The following is a 20927-nucleotide window of genomic DNA, read 5'->3' on the forward strand; positions in this document are numbered from 1 at the left end:
TCGCCTCCGCCTGAGCGATGGCAGCCATCCGCCTCGAAAGCCGCCCTCTACCCAAAAGAGAATGAATGTACCTGTCGGAAATTCTTTCGATCGGCGCGGCCCTGTGCATAGCCACAAGCGGCATGCTCGCCGGTGAGCTGGTCGGCCGGATCGATGCCCTGACCCTGACGCGGCTGCAGACGCTCGGGTGACCGTTGCCACTGCCATCGCGGCAACGGTGCTGGGCGGCTGGGGCGGGCTCGTTCCGTGGCAGGTGGCCTATCTTGCGGCGTCCGGCGTGTTCGGGATCTTCGTTGCCTCATCCGCCTATATCTCGTCGATATTCGCGCTCGGGCCGCGTCTGGCGCTGCTGGTCTTCTCGTTGACTTCGCCCTTTGCCCTGATCATGGGCTACGTGTTCCTGGGCGAGACGGTCGGTCCGGTGAAACTGACTGGCGTGGCGCTGGTCATCGCGGGCATCGTGCTCGCCATCCTGTTCGGGCGCCCCGCCAAAGTTCAGCCGGAAGGCATCTTCCCGACACCGCCCATCGAAACGCCGGCGCTGCCGGAACGACAGATGACCTTGCCTGTCGGTCTCGTCTTTGGGCTGATTGCGGCATTGGGGCAGGCCGCCGGCGCGCTGGTCGCGCGTCCCGTCATGGCGTCGGGTGTCAACCCGTTCACGGCGATGGCGATCCGGACCGGCGTGTCGGCCGCACTGTTCCTGTTGCTGCTGGTGGTTCCGCTGCCTGGCGTTGCGAAGCGCTCCCAGCCATCGGCGCGAACACTCGGCATCGGCATTGGCGGCGCGCTGATCGGCACGGGCATGGGCATGTCGCTCATAATGGCCGCATTGGCCGGCGGCAAGGTCGGCATCGTCTCGACATTGTCATCACTGTCGCCGGTGCTGGTGTTGCCGATGGTGTGGCTGCGCAGCGGCTACAGGCCGCCGGCACCGGCCTGGGCGGGGGCGGTGCTCGCCTTCGCCGGCACAGCCTTGATTGCGCTCGGCTGACAGCAACGATGAGCCGGGCGCCTGCTTTTTGTTCTCTTTACGTTCTCGTATGCGCCTGATAGCCTCAACCGTCGAAGGCGCGCGGTGCGTCATTGACGGCAGTCGATTGGCGGCTGTCTTGTGTTTCGCTTGCGAATCCGGTCTGTCGCACTGATGGAATTCTCACCCCAACAGGACGAGGCGCTGCAGGCGGTTGCCCGCTGGCTGCAGGCCGGCAAGCCGCAGCTGTTCCGGCTGTTCGGCTATGCCGGCACCGGCAAGACCACGCTGGCACGCTATTTTGCCGAACATGTCGACGGCCAGGTGCAATTCGCCGCCTTCACCGGGAAGGCGGCCCAGGTGCTGCGCTCCAAGGGGGCGGTCAATGCCCGTACCATCCATTCGCTGATCTACAGGCCCAAGGGCGAGGAATCGGTCGAGGACGAGGTCACCGGCAAGACCTCGATGTCGCCGACCTTCTCGCTCAACCGGCAGAGCCCGATCTCGCGCGCCAAGCTGGTCGTCATCGACGAATGCTCGATGGTCGACGAGCAGCTCGGCCGCGACCTCATGAGTTTCGGCACGCCGATCCTGGTACTGGGCGACCCCGGCCAGTTGCCGCCGATTTCCGGCGGCGGCTTCTTCACCGATCACGAGCCCGATTTCCTGCTCACCGAAATCCACCGGCAGGCGCGTGACAATCCGATCCTGCGCTTGGCGCTCGACGTGCGCGAAGGCCGCGAATTCATGCGCGGCGACTATGGCACGGCGCAGGTGATCGGCAAGGAAGACGTCAACCAGGAGCTGGTGCTGAGGGCGGACCAGGTCCTGGTCGGCACCAACCGCACGCGCCGCCGCTACAACCAGCGTCTGCGTGAGCTCAAAGGCTTCAATGCCGACTATCCCCAAGCCGGCGACAAGCTGGTCTGCCTGCGCAACGATCCCGCCAAGGGGCTGCTCAATGGCTCGCTGTGGAAGGTGATGACCTCGTCGCGCGAGACGGTGAAGCCCGGCATCAACCTGCTGGTTTCGCCCGAAGAGGACGATCCCGACCGCGGCGTCGCCAAGATCAAGCTTCTCAAGGCGGCGTTCGAGGATCCCGACGCCGATATCCCATGGCAGCAGAAGAAGCGCTTCGATGATTTCGACTATGGTTATGCGCTGACCGTGCACAAGGCGCAGGGCTCGCAGTGGAACGAGATCGTGCTGTTCGACGAGAGCTGGGCCTTCAAGGAAACCCGCCAGCGCTGGCTTTATACCGCGATAACCCGGGCAGCCGAACGGCTGACCATCGTCAGGTAGCTACGACGACGGCTTTTCCCGCACGCCGACGTGCCTGACGCCGAGCCATTCCCAGGCCTCTTCCTCATCCTCGGCCTTGAAATACCTGAATTCGATGGGTGACGACGCGGGCAAGGCGTGCCGTGCGTCCGGAGTCCAGTCCGGTGCGCCGATCGCCGCGCAGCGGCCTATATGCTCCAGGGCATGGAGGGCGCCCAGTTTGAGGGTCTCGTCGGAGATGTCGGCCCAGTCGACGCCGTCGTGATCGACCATGCGCACAGCCACGTCGATTCGCTGATGGAGCGCGTAGGCCGCTTCCAGCAGGCCGAACAGGTTTTCCGCATCGGCCGCCGAGACATGCCCGACCACATCGATTGCGAACAGGTCGTCGCGACTGGTGTCGATGCGACGGATCGCCGGCACGGATTGCAGGAAATTCACGGCGGGCCTCCTTTTACGGAACAGAGTTGGTCTTCTGGAACACTGGAAAGCCCTATCTGTTCCCGCCAAAGACGCTATAGATGCCGGTCTCAAGCGCGCCGAGGCTGAACGGATGGTTGTGGCGCGCCGTCAACCCGCCTGTTTCACGGACACCAGCCCATGCCCGCAAAGCTTTCCGTCAACCTCAACGCCATCGCCATGCTGCGCAACCGGCGCGACTTGCCGTGGCCCAGCGTGATCGGCATCGGCCGGCTCGCGCTTGCCGCCGGAGCGCATGGGCTGACCGTCCATCCGCGTCCCGACGAACGTCACACGCGGCATTCCGACCTGCCGGAGATCCGGGCGCTGATCGACGACGAGTTCCCGCAGGCCGAATTCAACATCGAGGGCTATCCGAGCGAGGATTTCCTGACGCTTGTGGAAAAGCACCAGCCCGAACAGGTGACGCTGGTTCCCGATGACCCGGCACAGGCAACCTCCGACCATGGCTGGAACTTCGTCGCCGATGCGGCGTTCCTGACACCAATCGTCAAGCGCTTGAAGAAGGGTGGTTTCAGGGTGTCGCTGTTCTCCGACGCCGATCCCGCCGGCATCGCGGCCGCGCGCGATACCGGCGCAGACCGGATTGAGCTCTATACCGGCCCTTATGGCAGCTACCATTCCGATTCCGCAAAGGCCGCCAACGAGCTGGAAAGATTGGGGAAAACAGCCGATGCTGCATCTGCGGCCGGTCTCCAGGTCAATGCCGGGCACGATCTGACGGTGGGCAATCTACCCGCTCTGGCGAAGCGCATTCCGGCATTGGCCGAAGTGTCAATCGGACATGGGTTGACAGCCGACGCGTTGGAGTATGGCATGGCCGGCACGGTGGGTCGGTTTCTCAGGGCTTGTGGGTGGTAATGATGGCAGCCTCGCGCACCAGGCATGGCAGCCATAACGTGACGGTACTTGATATTGCATCGCAGCAAGCGTAGAGCACCGCGCGCTTATCGGAGTGTCGTCCATGGCCCTTGCCAATACTGGTAGTGAGGCAGAACCCGTCGAACAATCGAGCCATCCGGAAATCGAGCAGCACAGCACCAAGGTGTTGATGCTGGGCGCGCTTGGCGTTGTCTATGGCGATATCGGCACCAGCCCGATCTATGCTTTCCGCGAGGCCCTGGTGGCGTCGTCGGGCGGTGAAGTCGCCGATCGTGGCGATATTCTCGGTGTGTTGTCGCTGATCATCTGGTCGCTGACGATCATCGTCACCATCAAGTACATCATGTTCGTGCTGCGCGCCGACAACCGGGGCGAGGGCGGCGTGCTGTCGCTGATGGCGCTGGCGCGCGGCAGTTTCCCGAAGCGCTCGGCGGTCATCCTCGGCATCGGCATCGTCGGCGCCTCGCTGTTTTTCGGCGACGCCGTCATCACGCCGGCGATTTCGGTGCTGTCGGCGGTCGAGGGCATGAATGTCGTCACGCCCACCTTCCAGCCCTATGTCGTGCCGCTGACGCTGGTCATCCTGGCGATCCTGTTTTCCGTGCAGCGATTCGGCACCGGCGGCGTGGCGCTTATCTTCGGCCCGATCACCGCTGTGTGGTTCCTGGCTATCGGCCTGTCCGGCCTCAAGCACATCATCGCCGATCCGGAGATCCTGTGGGCGGTCAGCCCGCACTATATCGTCGCCTTCCTGATCCATTCGCCCGACGTTGCCTTCGTCACCATCGGCGCCATCTTCCTCGCCGTCACCGGCGCCGAGGCACTCTATGCCGATCTCGGCCATTTCGGCCGCAAGCCGATCGTGCTGGCCTGGCTGTCGGTCGTGTTTCCCTGCCTGCTGCTCAACTATGCCGGGCAGGGTGCCTTCGTGCTGGCCAAGAACGGCGTGGTCGGCCATCCGTTCTTCGAGATGAACGAGGGCTGGACGCTGATCCCGATGGTGGTGCTGGCGACTGCGGCGACGGTCATCGCCAGCCAGGCGGTGATTTCGGGCGCATTCTCGCTGACCAGGCAGGCGGTGCAGCTCAACATGCTGCCGCGGCTCGAAATCCTGCACACCTCGGAAAGACAATCCGGCCAGATCTACATGCCGCGCGTCAACCTGTTGCTGGCGCTGGTGGTGATGATGCTGGTGGTCGGGTTCGGCGAGTCCAGCAAGCTGGCTTCGGCCTACGGCATATCGGTGACCGGCAACATGCTGGTGACGACGGTGCTGCTCTACGTCGTGATGACCCGCATCTGGAAATGGCGGTTGTGGGTTGCCGTCGCGATGACCGCACTGTTTGCCTTCATCGATGTCGGCTTCTTCGCTTCCAACATCGTCAAGGTGTTCGAGGGTGGCTGGGCCTCGCTGGCGGTGGCCTTCACCATTGTCACAGCCATGTGGACCTGGGTGCGCGGCAGCCGCTACCTGTTCGACAAGACCCGCCGCAACGAGATCCCGCTCGATTTCCTCGCCGGCAATCTGTTGAAGAAGAAACCGCAGCTGGTGTCGGGCACCGCGGTGTTCCTGACCAGCGATCCGCTCAGCGCGCCGACAGCGCTTATGCACAGCCTGAAGCACTACAAGGTGCTGCATGAGCAGAACGTCATCCTTTCGGTGGTGACGGCGCCGCAGCCGGTGGTGCCCGATAGCGACCGGGTCAAGATGGAGACCGTAAACGAACTGTTCATGCGGGTGACGCTGACGTTCGGCTACATGGAACAGCCCAATATTCCGCGCGCGCTGGCGATCTGCCGCAAGCAGGGCTGGAAGTTCGACATCATGACGACGTCCTTCTTCCTGTCGCGCCGGTCGCTCAAGGCATCGCCCAACTCCGGCATGCCGGTGTGGCAGGACCGGCTGTTCATCGGCCTGGCGCGCACGGCCGCCGACGCGACCGAATATTTCCAGATCCCGACCGGACGCGTGGTGGAAATCGGTACGCAGGTGGCGATCTGACGACCTGATCGCCTCGACCTAACCTGGTGGAGGGCGGGCATGAGCGGCGAATTGGTGCTTGTCACCGGCGGATCGGGTTTCCTCGGCGCCCACTGTATCCTTGAACTCCTGAAGGCCGGCAACCGCGTACGCACCACGGTGCGCTCCGCCAAGCGGGAAGCCGATGTGCTGGACATGCTCAAGGCCGGCGGCATCGAGCCGGGCGACAGGCTGTCCTTTGCCATCGCCGACCTCACGAGCGACGCAGGCTGGCCGCAAGCCGTCGCCGGTTGCGACTATGTACTCCATGTCGCCTCGCCATTTCCGCCTGGTGTGCCCAAGCATGAGGATGATCTGATCATCCCGGCTCGCGAGGGTGCGCTGCGGGTGCTGCGGGCGGCGCGGGACGCTGGCGTCAAACGCGTCGTGCTGACCTCGTCCTTCGCGGCGATCGGCTATGGCAAGATGCCGCCAGACGGCCGGCCTTTCACCGAAGAAAGCTGGACCGATCCGACGGCCAAGGTCAGCGCCTATGTGAAGTCGAAGACGCTTGCCGAGCGGGCGGCCTGGGATTTCATCGCCGCCGAGGGCGGCAGGCTGGAGTTGGCGGTCGTCAATCCGGTCGGCATCTTCGGACCGGTTCTCGGCTCCGACCATTCGACCTCCACCGAATTTGTCCAGCGGATGATGAACGGCGCCATGCCGGGGCTGCCGCGTCTGTCCTTCGGCGTCGTCGACGCACGCGACGTGGCCGACCTGCATGTGCGTGCCATGACCAATCCAGCCGCCAAAGGCGAGCGCTTCCTCGCGGTATCAGGCGACTTCATGACCGTGCGGGAAATCGCGCAGACCGTGAAGGCGCGGCTCGGCGACGCGGCGTCGCGCGTATCGACGAGGCAGCTTCCCGATTGGCTGGTGCGGATCGTCGGATTGTTCAACGCCGAAGCCGCGCAACTGGTGACGGAACTGGGCAAGGTCAAGAATGCCACCAACGCCAAGGCGGTGCGTGTGCTTGGCTGGGCGCCGCGCTCGCGCGAAGACGCGCTGGCTGCTACAGGCGAGAGCCTGGTCCGGCTCGGCCTGCTCAAGACATCGAAGTAGCGCGGCGGGAGGGTGACCTCCCACCGCTCTGGTTTCAACCAGCCAGCGCGGCTTTGTTGGCTTCCAGGAACTGCTTCAGCGGTACCGACTTTCGGCCGGAAAGCGTCTCGACCGAATCCGTCACCATGCCAAGGTCGCCGGCGCGCGCGGCGGCGTCGAAGGACACCAGAAGCTTGGCGATCGGCTCGGGAAGCCCAGCGGCCTTCATGCCGTCGGTCAGTGCTTCATCGGAGAGCTGGACGACCTGGATCGGCTTGCCGGTGGCTTCAGTGACAAGCGCGGCGACCTCGGCTGTCGTATAGGCCTTGGGGCCGGTCAGCGTGTAGGTCTTGCTCGCAACGGTTTGCGAGGCCAGCCCCGCGGCTATGGCCGCGGCGAGATCGTCGCGCGCTCCATAGGAAATGGCGCCGTCGCCCGCGGACGTATACCATTGGCCCGACGCCAGAATCTGCGGCATCGCCATAAAGAGGTTCTCGTCGTACCAGCCATTGCGGAAGATCGTGTAGGGGATGCCGCTCGCCTTGATCGCCTGCTCGGTATCGTAGTGGTCAGGCGCGAAGAGGACCGGCGAGCCCGGCTCAGTGTTGGGCAAGGAGGTGTAGAGCAGATGCTTGACACCTGCCTTTCTGGCAGCGGCGACCGCCGCCAGTTGCTGCTCGCGACGCTTTCCCTGGATCGCCAACTCGTTGGTCGAGATGATGAGCGCCCGGTCGGCGCCTTCGAAGGTTTTTGGCAGCGACGCCGTGTCATCGAAGTCGGCCTGGCGGATGGTGACCCCGCGCGCTGCAAGGTCCGCAAGGTTGGCGGGCGTGCGCGTGGTGGCGATGATCCGGCCCGCCGGTATCTTGAATGTGTCCAGCAGGTGGTTGATGACGCCGCGGCCGAGCTGGCCGGAAGCGCCGGTGACGAGAAGGGTTGCAGTCATGGGGAATCCTGACATTGCGCCGAAAGGCGGTTCGGTTGCTGGTCTCAAAAAGAGACCAGCACTAAAATAGGAATTGACCCGGTGCCGTAAAGAAGGCAGTTTTTGGGGAGGTAGGCACAGGCAGGGAACCAGCCGTGGACAGCAAGATCATCAATCTGAAATCCAAACTCGACATCTACAAAGCCATGACCGACGGCGGCAATCTTGCCGATTGCCCGGTCCGCGACGTCATCCAGGGACTCAATGGCAAGTGGAGTTCGCTGTTGATGGCGGCGCTGGCCGAGCAGCCCTACCGCTTCGGCGAGTTGCGGCGGCTGGTTCCCGATATCTCGCAGCGCATGCTGACCCAGACGCTCTACGATCTGCAGCGCGACGGCTACGTGCATCGCGAAGTGTTCCCGACCAAGCCGCCGAGCGTCGAATATAGTCTCACCGATCTCGGGCGGTCGATGTTCGACGCATTGCGGCATTTGTTGCAGTGGGCGGAATTCAACCATGATGCGGTGCGCGCGGCACGGGCCGGCTTCGACGCAACACAGGCTTGAACAGCCGGACAGAGCTAGGCGCCGCGACTTGATTTCGCACAGCGGCTGAAGGATTGTCCCGGCCAGTTCGGCTTGGGGGCATCGGCATTTCCTACGACATCGCAATTGCAGGCGCCGGCCCGGCGGGGCTGGCCATGGCGCTTTATCTCAAGCGGGCCGGGCACAGGGTCACCGTCTTCGAGCGCTTCGAGGAACCGAAGCCGGTCGGCTCCGGGCTGATCCTGCAGCCGACCGGGTTGACGGTTCTGGCCGATCTCGGCCTGCTCGACGACATACTGTCGCTCGGCGTCCGCATCGACCGGCTGCATGGCGCCGATGCCTCGACCGGCCGCACCGTGCTCGACGTTCGCTATGATGCCCAGCGCGGCCGCCGTTTTGGCCTGGCGGTGCACCGGGCTGCGCTGTTCGGCACGCTCTTTCGCGCCGCCCGGCGCGAAGCGATCGCCATCGAGACCGGCGTCGAGATCGAGACCATGGAGGCTGGCGAACAGGCGATGCTCATCCGTGGCAACGGGCGAAGGGCAGGGCCATTCGATCTGGTCGTCGACGCCAGCGGTTCGCGCTCGAAACTGCGGCAGCACGCCGGCAATGCAGGCGAACCACGGCCACTCACCTATGGCGCGTTCTGGGCATCGCTCGGCTGGCGCGGCGAAGGCTTTGACGAGCACGCGCTCTTGCAGCGTTACGACAAGGCCAGCGTAATGATCGGCGTGCTGCCGATCGGCCGGCCGGAGCCCGGTGCCGAAAAAATGGTGGCCTTCTTCTGGAGCCTGAAGCCTGATGATGCCGATGCGGTGCGCGCTGCCGGCCTCGACGCCTGGAAGGAGAGGCTGGTGCGGCTCTGGCCGCAAAGCGAAGCGTTCACCCGCCAGATCGACAGTTTCGACCAGCTGTCACTGGCCCGCTACGGCCATCACACGATGAAGCTGCCGGTCGGCCGAAGATTGGCCGTCATCGGCGATGCCGCGCATTCGACCAGCCCGCAGCTCGGACAAGGAGCCAACATGGCGCTGCTCGACGCGGCGGCGCTCAGCCATGCGCTGGCACGCACGCAGAGCGTCGAGGCAGCACTTGAGGCCTATGCCAGGGCGCGGCGATGGCACGTGCGTGTCTTCCAGGCGCTGTCGCTGGCGTTCACGCCATTCTACCAATCGGATTCCGTGGCGCTGCCCTTCATCCGCGACAGGCTGGTGGCGACCATCGCAAAGATCCCGCCGGCACCGCAGCTTCTGGCCTCAATGGTCGCCGGCACGGTGATCGATCCGTTCAGGCCGGCAGGGTTGACGGAAGCCCGATGGGATTTCGGACAAAATCCAGGTCATGGTACGACAGCATCATAGAGTTTTCGCCAGGCCGATCCGCGTGAACACAGTGATGTCCATAGCCAGAGGACCGAGAGGTCTGATCCGCGTTGCGGCTTCGATGCTGGCGATGTTGATCGTCGCGCTGCCTATGCCGAAGGCATACGCCCAGACGACAAGCCAGTCCGGCCAACAGCAACCATCGGACAGCCAGGCAACGCTGACCGCCCGCATCGACGCGGCTTACAGACTGATGATGGACGCGGGACGGTTCGACGAAGGCTATGCGCAATTGCGGGCAGCGCTGCTCGCCACCGCCAGAAGCGACCTCTACGAATTCACCGTGGAGAGTTACTCGAACGCGGGCGCGACATTCCTCAACAACCAGATCCTCGACGAAGCCGAGGCGATTTTTGCCGAGGGCCTGAAGACGAGGGCGATGCAGCAGGATGTCGCCAAGCGCGCCGACTTTTATCTCAACTACGCAATGCTGAAGCAGGCGGAGAAGGATTATCAGGGCTTCGTGTCGATGTGCGCGACAGCCACCAATTTATACGCCCACTATCACGGCAAGGAGTCGCAGGAACTCCTGTATGCCAACGATGTGTTGGCGACCGGGGTCGCGGCGTTCGGTCAAATCGCTTCAGCCATCAATATCGAGCAGCGCAATCTGAAGTTGGCCGAGCAGGTGACAGGTACCGATGATCGTTTCATCTGGAAACTGCAGAACAATCTGGCCGACATGCTGCGCCAGATGGGAGCTCCGACACGCGCCCTGCAATATGATCTGGCCGTGCTGGAGAAGCGTATCGGCTACTACGGCCCGGACCACTTCAACGTTTTGGTCAGCGCCAACAACACCGCGCAGGACTATCTGGACCTTGGCAAATACGACGAGGCCTTGCGCCACTTCCAGCAGGACCGGGACATTGCCGTCGTTCTCAAGCAGGAAGGCAATCTGGTCGAACAGGCCGATGCTTGGATGCTCTATACCAGGGTGCTCTCTGGTGCGCAGCGGCTCGATCAGCCAACGCTGGCACAGCTGCGGCAACTGACCACCGACCCGAATTATCCCGAGATACTGGCGATCAAGATCGCCAACCTGCTGGCCGCGCATTTTGCCACCGCGGGCGACACCGAAAGCAGTATGGCCCAACTCGAACGAGCCTACAGCGTCGCCGGATCGACTTACGGGGTGGTGCATCCGCTGACATTTGCCGCGCGCCAGGCGATGGCCAATCTCAAGGCAAGGAGGAATCCCGCCGCCGCGGCCGCCGATTTCGCTGCTCTCGACGATGACATGCTGCGTTGGAATTGGTTCCAGGTGAGCACATCTGGCAATCCCGTCGTTGCCGAGGCCAGCCGCGCCCTGGCCGACGACATGCTTTACGACTATGCGCGCCTCGCAAAAGACAATGCGTCGGTGGTGTCGGCGTTTGCTAGCCGTGCGCCGCTGGCCGACGCTTGAGAATGAGAAACGCGATCTGTTGCGCAGGCTATCCCGCTTGATCGATCCGAACGATCTGGAGACACGGCACTTGATCGAGGCAGGGATCCAGCTGTCCCTGGCCTATCAAGAGGCGGCTTCCAGCGGTGACAGCTCCGATGATCCGGGAGCGGTGCAGCCCGACCAGGTTGAGGCGGCGTACCAAAAAGCCATCGCCAAAGTCATGGCCAAGTACAGTTTCAGCCAGGGTCTGGTGGACAAACCCCTCCCGTCGCCCGGCACCTTGCTGAAGCCCAATCAGGCGCTGATCGACTACTTCATCACCCGCAAGTGGCGGGCCGATCGGGAGAGCGCCGAACCGCTGGAAGACGAGCGCCTCTATGCGATCGTCACACGCAAGGACCAGCCGCCGCGCCTCTACGATCTCGGCGATCCGCGCCGGCTCATCCCGGCCGCTCGCGAAACACGCATGGCAAATCTGAGGTCGACGCGTTCCGCGCAGGAGCGCGGCGCCGTGACGTTGGTCGACCTGAACGCCACATTCACGGGGCTTTATGCCGGTCTGATCGCACCGCTGGAGCCATCGCTCGGTGGCGCCGACACGCTCTTCGTGGTGCCGGACGGCAAACTGTTTTCGGTGCCGTTCCCGCTGCTGCAGGACGGCAAGGGTGCAACGCTTGATGACCACTTCGCCGTGCGCATGCTGACGCGGCCGGAATCGCTGCTGAACGCCAGCGTCGACCAGAGTCTTCCCAAGACCGGCAGAGCCCTGCTGGCCGGCGGGCTGGATTATGCGCGAGGTCCGGAAAAGGGGGCGGAGCCGTTACCGGGCACCCGCAAGGAGGTGGATGCGATCGCCTCGATCCTGCGCGCCGATGACTATTCGGTCCAAATGCTGACCGGAACGGCGGCCAGCGAGCGGACGTTGCGCGAGGATATGGAGCAGGCGACGGTCGCGCATCTGGCCACCCACGGCGCCTACCGTGACGAAAAAGAGGGCGGCGTGGGCGGTGTGAACGCCCTTTGGCAGAGCCAGGTCGTGCTGTCGCAAGCCGGAGACCGGCAGTCGATGAAACGTGACGATGATGACGGTCGGCTCTATGGCATGGAACTGACGAACTGGGATCTGTCGGGGCTCGACCTGCTTGTCCTGTCCGCCTGTGAGACGGCGCGCGGCCAGGAGACATTCGTCGGCGGCTTGCGCGGTCTGCCTACGGCAATCAACATTGCCGGCGCCAAACGCTCGCTGCTGACGCTGTGGCCGGTGGACGACGCCGGTACCGCCGCCTTCATGGTCGGGTTCTACCACTATCTTGCCGCCGGACAGACCTATCCGGAAGCACTGCGCCAGACCCGCCGCGATGCCCGCGACGGCAAGATATCAGGCGCCCAGGATTCGCGGGTCTGGGCCGCCTTTGTCATGTTCGAGAACTGAGGCCGCTCAAGGCGAGTGATTGCTCGCGGGCGCTCACGCGGATCGCGCCAACGCAAATGGTCCGGCTGCATCGCTTCGGCGGATGAGGCTCGACAGGAAAGATCCCTTCGCTTGCAGGAAGGCATGCAGGCGTTGCGGATAATCCGGCGCCACGGTGTCCCTGATCGACGATCGATCATTCAGCGCTTTCCGCCAGGCCTGGACGCGCGGCTTGCCATCCAGGATGCCGAAGTCGCCGATCCGGTCGAAAGCGTCGACATATCTGAAAACAGGGCCGTAGACCGCGTCGACGAGCGAGAAGCTGTCGCCGGCGAACCATGGCTCGCTCCGGTCGGTGCCATCAGCCAGTTCGGCCTCGAGGCGCTCGAACATCCCCGACAGCGCGCGGGACTCGGCAAGGAAGCCGGCCTCGGTCGGCGCTGAATAGAACCGGCCGATGGCATTGAGCATGGCCGAGCCGTATTCGATCCAGGCACGGTGCCGGGCACGGGTATAGGGGTCGGCCGGGTGCAGGGGATTGGCCTGTGTCTCCTCGAGGAATTCGAGGATGACGGCGGATTCGAAGACGATCGTTTCGTCGCCATTTCGCTGCACGCGCAGCAGCGGCACCTTGCCGAGCGGCGAGATCGCCTTGAACCACACAGGCTTGTCGGCGAGGTCGATGTCGACGCGCTCGAACGGCACGCCTTTCTCGGTCAGCGAGATTGCCGCGCGCTGGACATAGGGACAGAGAGGATGGCTGACGAGGATGAGCATGTCGGACATGATTGCCTTTCGACGTTGATGCAGTTGCATCTATATAGATGCATGTGCATTTATCGTCAAGCTTGATGCATCTGCATCTATCGCCTAGGGTGGCTCATGACCGAGAAAGCCATGCCTTCGCCGGAAGCCATCAAGGCCTGGGCCCGCCTGATGCGCGTTTCGCGCCAACTGGTGGAACGTGCCGAAGACGCCCTGAAAGAGGGCGGCCTGCCGCCGCTTGCCTGGTACGATGTGCTGCATGAGCTCGCCGAGGCGGGCGAGGGGGGCTTGCGGCCGTTTCAATTGATCGAGCGCACCCTGTTCGCGCAGTACAACATCTCGCGGCTGCTGGCGCGGCTTGAGGCCGACGGATTGGTCGAGAAGCTGCCGGTGGCCGATGACGGCCGAGGCCAGACCATACGCATCACGGCCAAGGGGCGCGAGACGCGCCGCCGGATGTGGGCCATTTACGGGCGGTCGATCGCCGAACTGGTTGGCGCCAGGCTTTCACCGGACGAGCTGAACATGGTGTCGGCACTGCTTGGCCGGCTGCGCCATCCGCCTGCCGGCGATTGAGCATAGGCGCTGCGCGCGTCGCGCGGATAGTTGCGGATATTTTTCGTCATGTCCCCTTGCGCCGAGCATCGGATTGCGCAATATGCCGAACCGTAACGTACGGTACGGCTTCTGGGTGACGCCAAGGCCTCTGCCTTTGAACGGGAACAAAGCGTGTTGCTGGCAAACGCCGACATCGACAACAGCCAGGCGCTGACGGAGCGCCAGAAAGCCGTTCTGGATGCGGCATTGCGGCTGTTGGTCGAGGAGGGCGACCATCTGACCATGACCGCCGTGGCGCGGCGGGCCAGTTGTTCCAAGGAAACGCTCTACAAGTGGTTTGGCGACCGTGACGGGTTGCTGACGGCGACGGTGCAGTGGCAGGCCTCAAAGGTGCGTGTGGCGCAGGTCGACGGCAAGGGGCTCGACCTTGCCTCCCTGACGGCAAGCCTCGAGCGCTTCGCCTCCGACTGGCTCAAGGTGATCTCCAGCGACACCTCGATCGCGCTCAACCGGGTGGCGGTCGGTCATGCCGGATCGGGCAAGGACAATCTCGGCGCCGTTGTGCTGGAAAACGGCCGTTTCGCGCTGGCGAGGCGGCTGAAGCCGGTGCTCGAGGCGGGACGCCAGGCCGGGCTGCTGGAGTTCACGGACGCCGAGACGGCGTTCCGCACTTTTTTCGGGCTGGTTGCCCGCGACGTGCAGATCCGTCTGCTGCTCGGCGACCGGCTGGAATTGACTGAGGCGACGATCGGCGGCGATTCCGTGCGCGCGACGCAGCAGTTTCTCGCTCTTTTCGGAGCAAAAACCCGGCCGCAAGGCCTCTGATCTTAGAAACGGGAAGGAAGTAAAAAATGCGCGTCTATTACGATCGTGATGCCGATCTCAACCTGATCAAGGGCAAGAAGGTCGCCATCATCGGCTATGGCAGCCAGGGCCGGGCGCATGCGCTCAACCTCAAGGATTCCGGCGCCAAGGAGATCGCCATCGGCCTCAAGGCGGGCTCGGCGACCGCCAAGAAGGTCGAGGCCGACGGGCTCAAGGTGATGAGCGTGGCCGACGCCGCCAAATGGGCCGACCTGATGATGATGGCGACGCCCGACGAGCTGCAGGCCGACATCTACAAGAACGAGATCGCGCCGAACATCCGCGATGGCGCGGCGATCGCCTTCGCGCATGGCCTCAACGTGCATTTCGGCCTGATCGAGCCGAAGTCGACCGTCGACGTCGTCATGATCGCGCCGAAGGGCCCGGGCCACACGGTGCGCGGCGAATACCAGAAGGGCGGCGGCGTGCCGTGCCTGGTCGCCGTCAACCAGGACGCTTCGGGCAATGCGCTCGACCTGGCGCTTTCCTACGCCTGCGGCGTCGGCGGCGGCCGTTCGGGCATCATCGAGACCAATTTCCGCGAGGAATGCGAGACCGATCTGTTCGGCGAGCAGGTCGTGCTGTGCGGCGGCCTGGTCGAACTGATCCGCGCCGGCTTCGAGACGCTGGTGGAAGCCGGCTACGCGCCGGAAATGGCCTATTTCGAGTGTCTGCACGAGGTCAAGCTGATCGTCGACCTGATCTATGAAGGCGGCATCGCCAACATGAACTACTCGATCTCGAACACCGCCGAGTGGGGCGAGTATGTCTCGGGCCCGCGCATCATCACCGCCGAGACCAAGGCCGAGATGAAGCGCGTGCTGAAGGACATCCAGACCGGCAAGTTCACGTCGGAATGGATGCAGGAATACCGTGCCGGCCTGTCGCGCTTCAAGGGCATCCGCCGCATGAATGACAGCCACCAGATCGAGGAAGTCGGCGCCAAGCTGCGCGCGATGATGCCGTGGATCTCGAAGAACAAGCTGGTCGACAAGGCAAAGAACTGAGCAGATCCACGTTTCTTGCCTTGCGCGTCCTCGGGCTTCGCCCTGCGGGAGCGCGGGGATATCGAGGGACAAGCTGGTCGACAAGGCCAAGAACTGGGCGAAGTCAGCTCTATCAAAAACAGAAACGGCGCCTCGTGGCGCCGTTTTTCATTTTCGCATCACGCTAAACTCAGCTGTAAGGCGAGTAGCACTGCTGGCGCGGGCCATTATAGGGCTGGAACGTGTTGTCCCAGGAGCGATACGACCGGTAGCGGTTGTAGCACCATTGCACATGGGCGTTGGAAAGCCGTCCGGCGCGATAATAACGGCGCGGCGGCGGTGCATAGTAATCGTAGTTGTTATACATGCTGCCAAGGCCGAGCCCCAAGCCAAGGCCAAGGACCGCAGCGGCGGCGCCGTCATCATAGTAGCCGCCGTGGTAGTGGCGGCGGCCATGGCGCCAGCGCCAGTTGTCGCCGCCGTTCCAGTTGCCGCCACCATTCCAGTGCCGGTTTCCGTTCCAATGGCCCGACCGGCGCAAGCGCCAGTCATTGTTGAAGCTACGGTTATTGTTGTTGCCGCCCGCCCAGCTGTCACGAACCGGCGTGACCGTCGGTGCCGCGGTGTTGGTGGGAACCGACAGGTCCGGCTGCAGGATCGGTCCGGCGGCCGACGGCGCCGTGATGCCTGAGACGATGCCGAGCGCTATCAGCCCGGACTTGATGGTGGAAGAAAAGAGCGAGTTCATTACACTCTCCAAGAGATACGGCCCCACGCCTGCCCTGGGAATGGGCCCAATGTGGATGTTTGCATCTGAACGGCGCATGAACGGAAAGGTTCCGTCAACCATGGCGCGAATGCCGGCAGGACCAACCGATCTCTGCTTGTGGTCCTGCGATCTTGTTTTCCGGCGCTCTTGCAGGCAAAGGTCTGGGCATGTCGCTGCGCCTTGCTACCTTCAATGTCGAGAACCTGATGAACAGGTTCGATTTTTCCGGCTATCGCAACCAGCTCAACGAGGATCGGACGCTGGCGCTGTTCGATATACAGAGCGAGGCCGAGTACAAGGTGCTGGAACAGGCCCGCGCCATCGCGCAGTCCGACGACACGCGCCAGCTCTCGGCGTTGGCGATCGCCGCTACCCGGGCCGACATCATCTGCATGCAGGAGGTCGACAACATCGAGGCGCTGAAGGCCTTCGAATATGGCTATTTGTTCAAGATGGTGGGGCAGGGCTACCGGCAGAAATACACCACGTCAGGCAATGATTCTCGCGGCATCGACGTCGCCGTGATGATGCGCAACGAGACCGCGCAGGGACAGCCGATCGAATTCGTGCGCATGACCAGCCATGCCTATGTCACCTACGAGCAGTTCGGGCTGCATACGCCGGAACTGGCGGCCCTCGGCAGCCAGGCCAATGAACGCATCTTCCGGCGCGACTGCCTGGAAGTCGACATCACCGTGGGCGGCCTGCCGCTGACGCTTTATCTCGTGCATTTCAAGTCGATGGGCCCGCCGCGCAACGGGCTCGACGGACGCGAGGCGACGATGCCGGTGCGCATCGCCGAGGCGCTAGCCGTGCGCCGGATCATCGAGGAGCGCTTTGGTAGGGACCATGCCGCCGACAAGCGCTGGGCGATCTGCGGCGACATGAACGACTACCGGCAGCGCGTCAAGATCGCCGGCGATGATGTCGACGGCTACCGTTTCGAGGTGGTCGACGAGAGCCAGTCCTGCATCAACCTGCTGACGGCTGGCGGCTTCTGCGAAAACGTCGTCGAGCGGCGGCCGGAAATGAACCGCTGGACCTTCTATCACACACGCGGGCCTGAAGAGCGGCATCTCTGCCAGCTCGACTACATACTACTCTCCAGGGGACTGGCGGCGAAGAATGCCACCGCCGTTCCCGACATCATCCGCAACGGCCAGCCCTGGCGCACGATCTTTCCGGCGGGCCAGGAGGTCGAGCGCTTTCCGCGCGCCGGCTGGGACCGGCCGAAAGCGTCCGACCATTGCCCGGTGGCGATCACGCTGGACATGGCTTGATAAGGGACTGAGGCTGGATTGGCATGAGTTTCGACCTGCCGCGCAATGTCATCCTGACGGTCGATGCCGTCGACGTCCGGCTCGACCCCGGCCCGCATCCTTTCGCCAGGGATAATGCGGCGGCGATCGCCGAGAACTGGCAGCGCGAGATAGCAGCCAATCCCGCGCTGTTCGACGGCACCGTGGTGCTGCTGTCGCAACTTGCCTGGCGCGACAACCGCCTCGTCGGCCGCTGCCATGCGGTCAACTACTCCACCTTCATGCTCTGGCGGAAGCGGCCAGAGAATTCCGGCGCCGAGCACGCCTATGCTCATGCCGTGCTGGTGGCGGGCGACAATGCGCTGGTGGCGATCCGCATGGGACCGCAGACGGTCAATGCCGGCCGCGTCTATTTCGCCGCCGGCTCGTTCGAACCTGTGGATTTCCGCGACGGGATGGTCGATGTCGATTTCAACATGATCCGCGAGGTGCGCGAAGAGACCGGTATCGACCTGACGGATGCCAGGCGCGGCGTGCGCTGGCACGCTTTGTCGACGGCAAGCGGCACGGTGATCTTCCGCCGCTATCATGTCGATGAGCCGGCCGATGAGGTCGCGCGCCGAATTTCTGCCTTCGTTGCCGCCGAAACCGATCCGGAGATCGAGGGGCCGGTGATCATCCGTCACGCCGCCGACCTGCCGGATGGGCTGTCGCCGCACATGAAGCCGCTGGTCGAGTGGCATTTCGCCTACAGCTAGATTGTCGTTTCCGCCCGCCGGCTTTTAAACTCCGCTCGGTTTTGACGAATCGGCGGGGGCCGCATGCTGTCAGTCTTTGAAATCGCCGCGCTGCTGTTGATGTTGTCGGCCCTGTTCGGCTGGCTGAACCTGCGTTTCCTCAAACTGCCGCATACGATCGGGCTTTTGATCATGGCGCTGGCGGCGTCACTGCTCTTGCTAGCCCTGGAGAAGGTCGCGCCGGGCCTCGGCATCACGGCGACGCTGCAGAATGTGATGCAAGAGATCGATTTTACCTCGGCGATCATGAACGGCATGTTGTCGCTGCTGCTGTTTGCCGGCGCCCTGCATGTCGATTTCGATCTGCTCAAAGGGCAGAAATGGGCGATCACCCTGATGGCCAGCATCGGCGTCGTCATCTCGACGGCGGTGGTCGGGGTAGCCTTGTGGTTCATGGCTGGCGGGCTTGGCTTCAACGTCCCCCTGCCATGGGCCCTGGTGTTCGGCGCGCTGATTTCGCCGACCGATCCGGTCGCCGTGCTCGGCCTGCTCAAATCCATCAACGTGCCGGAATCGATCAAGGCCAAGATCGCCGGCGAATCCTTGTTCAACGACGGCGTCGCGGTGGTGGCGTTCGGCGTGCTGCTGGCGGTGGCTGTCGCGACCACGGGCCAGCACCGGCCCGACCTTTGGGATATCGGCGAACTGCTGCTGCGTGATGGGCTGGGCGGCGCGCTGTTCGGGCTCCTGACCGGCTGGATCGCCTATCGCGCCATGCTGGCCGTTGACGATCACATCGTCGAGATCCTGATCTCGCTCGCCGTCTGCATCGGCACCTACACGCTCTGCAACCGGCTGCACATTTCGGGGCCGATCGCCGTGGTTGTCGCGGGGCTTTTGATTGGCAACCATGGCGCCGAGCATGCGATGAGCGAGACGGTGGAGGATTATCTCTTCGCCTTCTGGGAAGTGGTCGACGAGATGCTGAATTCCGTCCTGTTCCTGTTGCTCGGACTGGAAGTGCTGGTGCTGTCGTTCGATCCCTCGCATGGCTGGATCGTGCTGATCGCGATCCCGATCGTGCTGACCGGGCGCTTTGTCTCCGTCTGGATTCCGATCTCGCTGCTGGCGTTACGCCAGACCTTCTCGGCGGGATCCATTCCAGTGTTGACCTGGGGCGGTCTGCGCGGCGGCGTTTCAGTGGCGCTGGCGCTGTCCTTGCCGGACAGCGCGGCCAAACCGGTGCTGCTGACCGCGACCTACGCGGTGGTGATCTTCTCGATCATCGTGCAGGGACTGACGATGAAATGGGTGATCGGCAGGACGCCGGACCCGGCCAGCGTGTAGCTTGCCCGGTTTTTCACCGGCCTAGTCAGCGCGGCGTTGCCCGGCGGCGCGCAGGCAAGCGTCCAAGGATGGGAATAGCCGTTGAAGCTGCTGCCTATTCGTGCCGTAGCGCGTCGATCGGATCGAGCCTGGCGCCGCGCAGGGCCGGGAAGAAGCCGAACACCATGCCGATGAGCGCTGAAAAGCCGACGGCGAGCAGGATGACCGCCGGGCTTGGCGCGAAGGGGATGGTCAGCGTCACGGAGGCAAGGCCGGCCAGGGCCAGGCCGATCAGGATGCCGATAATGCCGCCGAGCAGCGACAGCACCGTCGCCTCGACCAGGAACTGGATAAGGATGTGCTTTTCATGCGCGCCGATGGCGAGCCTGATGCCGATCTCGCGGGTGCGCTCGGTGACCGAGACCAGCATGATGTTCATGATGCCGATGCCGCCGACCAGAAGGCTGACGCCGGCGACCGCGCCGAGCATGCCGGCCATGGTGGTGGTGGCGCTGGCCATGGCGTCGGCGATCTGGGTCATGTCGCGGATGGCGAAATCGCTCTCGCGGTCGGGGGGCATGCGGCGCGCGTCGCGCAAGATGTCCTCGACTCGCGGCTGCAATTCGCTGGTCGGCGTGCGGTCGTCGGCGGCGATGTAGATGTTGTCGATGTCGCGGTTGCCAGCGATGCGGCGCTGATAGGCGTGCAGCGGCATCAGCACGACATTGTCCTGGTCCTGGCCGAAGCCGGTATAGCCCTTGGGTTCGAGCAGGCCGATGATCTTGCAGGAGGTACGGTTGACGCGGATGATCTCGCCCTCGGGGTCGCCGGCGCCAAAGAACTGCTGGCGCACCGTTTCGCCGATCAGGCACACGCCGGTGCCCGAGCGGGTTTCGGAATCGCTGAACGGGCGGCCGGACACCAGCTTCCAGTCGCGAGCGTCGAGATAGGCGCTGTCGGTGCCGGTCACGCCCGAGGTCAGGCTTTCGGTGCCGAAGATGACGCGCACCTGCTTCTGCGAGGCCGGCGAGATGGCGCGCGCGCCGGTCAGATGCGCGACCAGTGCGGCAATGTCCTTCTCGGCCAGTGGCCGCACCACCTGGTCGAGCCCGCCCGGGCCGCCGGGACCGGCTGGACGTCCGGCACGGACGACCAGCAGGTTGCTGCCGAGCTTGGAGATGTCGGCCTTGACCTTTTGCGTGGTGCCGGAGCCGATGGTGAGCATGGCGATGACGGCGGCGACACCGATGACGATGCCGAGCAGCGTCAGGAACGAGCGCAGCACATTGCGGCGGATCGAGCGCAGCGAGAGGCGAACGGTTTCCCAGATCAT

The 20927-nt window shown here is 63.8% G+C and carries 21 protein-coding genes; 16 read left to right on the forward strand and 5 right to left on the reverse strand.

What is annotated here, in order from left to right; translation table 11 throughout:
• Window positions 1-65: 65 nt before the first annotated feature.
• The 3 genes from EB231_RS35535 (at window position 66) to EB231_RS17450 (ending at window position 2275) form a co-directional block, all read left to right on the forward strand.
• Window positions 66-191: a hypothetical protein gene (locus tag EB231_RS35535; RefSeq protein WP_281411447.1), complete on the forward strand. Its 126-nt coding sequence runs from the start codon at window positions 66-68 to the stop codon at window positions 189-191.
• The gene (locus EB231_RS17445) at window positions 188-994 is read left to right on the forward strand and encodes an EamA family transporter (RefSeq protein ID WP_172349919.1); all 807 of its coding nucleotides are present in this window, start codon (window positions 188-190) and stop codon (window positions 992-994) included. The genes EB231_RS35535 and EB231_RS17445 overlap by 4 nt, the downstream gene beginning before the upstream one ends.
• A gap of 153 nt (window positions 995-1147) precedes the next feature.
• Entirely contained in the window at window positions 1148-2275 is a 1128-nt protein-coding gene (locus EB231_RS17450) for an ATP-dependent DNA helicase (protein ID WP_140775885.1), read from the forward strand.
• On the opposite strand, the gene EB231_RS17455 is transcribed toward EB231_RS17450, so the two are convergent.
• Entirely contained in the window at window positions 2276-2695 is a 420-nt protein-coding gene (locus tag EB231_RS17455) for a SpoIIAA family protein (RefSeq protein ID WP_172349921.1), read from the reverse strand.
• Between the two features lie 159 nt (window positions 2696-2854).
• On the opposite strand from EB231_RS17455, the gene EB231_RS17460 reads away from it, so the two are divergent.
• The 3 genes from EB231_RS17460 to EB231_RS17470 all read left to right on the forward strand — a co-directional run bounded on the left by EB231_RS17460 (window position 2855) and on the right by EB231_RS17470 (window position 6698).
• Complete coding sequence (locus EB231_RS17460) at window positions 2855-3595, forward strand: pyridoxine 5'-phosphate synthase (protein WP_172349923.1); 741 nt, start codon at window positions 2855-2857, stop codon at window positions 3593-3595.
• 103 nt (window positions 3596-3698) lie between these two features.
• On the forward strand, window positions 3699-5618 hold the full coding sequence (locus EB231_RS17465) for a potassium transporter Kup (protein WP_172349925.1): 1920 nt from the start codon (window positions 3699-3701) through the stop codon (window positions 5616-5618).
• A gap of 39 nt (window positions 5619-5657) precedes the next feature.
• The gene (locus tag EB231_RS17470; protein WP_172349926.1) at window positions 5658-6698 is read left to right on the forward strand and encodes an SDR family oxidoreductase; all 1041 of its coding nucleotides are present in this window, start codon (window positions 5658-5660) and stop codon (window positions 6696-6698) included.
• Between the two features lie 34 nt (window positions 6699-6732).
• Here the strand turns inward: EB231_RS17470 and EB231_RS17475 are convergent, their stop codons facing one another.
• Window positions 6733-7623: an SDR family oxidoreductase gene (locus EB231_RS17475; RefSeq protein WP_172349928.1), complete on the reverse strand. Its 891-nt coding sequence runs from the start codon at window positions 7621-7623 to the stop codon at window positions 6733-6735.
• Window positions 7624-7757: 134 nt separating this feature from the next.
• On the opposite strand from EB231_RS17475, the gene EB231_RS17480 reads away from it, so the two are divergent.
• Genes EB231_RS17480 through EB231_RS17495 form a run of 4 tightly spaced genes read left to right on the forward strand, consistent with a single transcriptional unit; the run spans window position 7758 to window position 12351 of the window.
• A complete protein-coding gene (locus tag EB231_RS17480; RefSeq protein WP_172349930.1) occupies window positions 7758-8168 on the forward strand; it encodes a winged helix-turn-helix transcriptional regulator in 411 nt (136 codons plus the stop codon).
• A 53-nt stretch (window positions 8169-8221) separates the two neighbouring features.
• Complete coding sequence (locus EB231_RS17485) at window positions 8222-9508, forward strand: FAD-dependent oxidoreductase (RefSeq protein WP_172349932.1); 1287 nt, start codon at window positions 8222-8224, stop codon at window positions 9506-9508.
• 34 nt (window positions 9509-9542) lie between these two features.
• Window positions 9543-10937 carry a tetratricopeptide repeat protein gene (locus EB231_RS17490; protein ID WP_172349934.1) on the forward strand — a complete coding sequence of 465 codons (1395 nt, stop codon included), beginning with the start codon at window positions 9543-9545 and terminating at the stop codon, window positions 10935-10937.
• A 37-nt stretch (window positions 10938-10974) separates the two neighbouring features.
• On the forward strand, window positions 10975-12351 hold the full coding sequence (locus EB231_RS17495; protein WP_172349935.1) for a CHAT domain-containing protein: 1377 nt from the start codon (window positions 10975-10977) through the stop codon (window positions 12349-12351).
• Window positions 12352-12384: 33 nt separating this feature from the next.
• On the opposite strand, the gene EB231_RS17500 is transcribed toward EB231_RS17495, so the two are convergent.
• Window positions 12385-13116, reverse strand: a complete 732-nt coding sequence (locus EB231_RS17500) for a glutathione S-transferase family protein (RefSeq protein WP_172349938.1) — start codon at window positions 13114-13116, stop codon at window positions 12385-12387.
• Between the two features lie 96 nt (window positions 13117-13212).
• Between EB231_RS17500 and EB231_RS17505 the strand changes: the two genes are divergently transcribed.
• The 3 genes from EB231_RS17505 to ilvC all read left to right on the forward strand — a co-directional run bounded on the left by EB231_RS17505 (window position 13213) and on the right by ilvC (window position 15524).
• Window positions 13213-13671 (forward strand): MarR family winged helix-turn-helix transcriptional regulator, encoded by a 459-nt coding sequence (locus tag EB231_RS17505; RefSeq protein WP_172349940.1) that lies wholly within the window; start codon window positions 13213-13215, stop codon window positions 13669-13671.
• Between the two features lie 153 nt (window positions 13672-13824).
• Window positions 13825-14478, forward strand: coding sequence for a TetR/AcrR family transcriptional regulator (locus EB231_RS17510; RefSeq protein ID WP_172349942.1), 654 nt, complete (start codon window positions 13825-13827; stop codon window positions 14476-14478).
• Between the two features lie 26 nt (window positions 14479-14504).
• Window positions 14505-15524, forward strand: coding sequence for a ketol-acid reductoisomerase (ilvC, locus tag EB231_RS17515; protein WP_010910140.1), 1020 nt, complete (start codon window positions 14505-14507; stop codon window positions 15522-15524).
• A 169-nt stretch (window positions 15525-15693) separates the two neighbouring features.
• On the opposite strand, the gene EB231_RS17520 is transcribed toward ilvC, so the two are convergent.
• Complete coding sequence (locus tag EB231_RS17520) at window positions 15694-16251, reverse strand: BA14K family protein (RefSeq protein ID WP_172349944.1); 558 nt, start codon at window positions 16249-16251, stop codon at window positions 15694-15696.
• Between the two features lie 188 nt (window positions 16252-16439).
• Between EB231_RS17520 and EB231_RS17525 the strand changes: the two genes are divergently transcribed.
• The 3 genes from EB231_RS17525 (at window position 16440) to EB231_RS17535 (ending at window position 19615) form a co-directional block, all read left to right on the forward strand.
• Window positions 16440-17552, forward strand: coding sequence for an endonuclease/exonuclease/phosphatase family protein (locus EB231_RS17525; RefSeq protein ID WP_172349946.1), 1113 nt, complete (start codon window positions 16440-16442; stop codon window positions 17550-17552).
• A 23-nt stretch (window positions 17553-17575) separates the two neighbouring features.
• Window positions 17576-18289, forward strand: coding sequence for a hypothetical protein (locus EB231_RS17530; RefSeq protein WP_172349948.1), 714 nt, complete (start codon window positions 17576-17578; stop codon window positions 18287-18289).
• A gap of 63 nt (window positions 18290-18352) precedes the next feature.
• Window positions 18353-19615 carry a cation:proton antiporter gene (locus EB231_RS17535; protein ID WP_172349950.1) on the forward strand — a complete coding sequence of 421 codons (1263 nt, stop codon included), beginning with the start codon at window positions 18353-18355 and terminating at the stop codon, window positions 19613-19615.
• A gap of 94 nt (window positions 19616-19709) precedes the next feature.
• Here the strand turns inward: EB231_RS17535 and EB231_RS17540 are convergent, their stop codons facing one another.
• Window positions 19710-20927, reverse strand: a complete 1218-nt coding sequence (locus EB231_RS17540) for an ABC transporter permease (RefSeq protein WP_172349952.1) — start codon at window positions 20925-20927, stop codon at window positions 19710-19712.

The sequence above is a fragment of the Mesorhizobium sp. NZP2298 genome (genome assembly GCF_013170825.1).
In the GTDB taxonomy this organism is placed as follows: domain Bacteria; phylum Pseudomonadota; class Alphaproteobacteria; order Rhizobiales; family Rhizobiaceae; genus Mesorhizobium.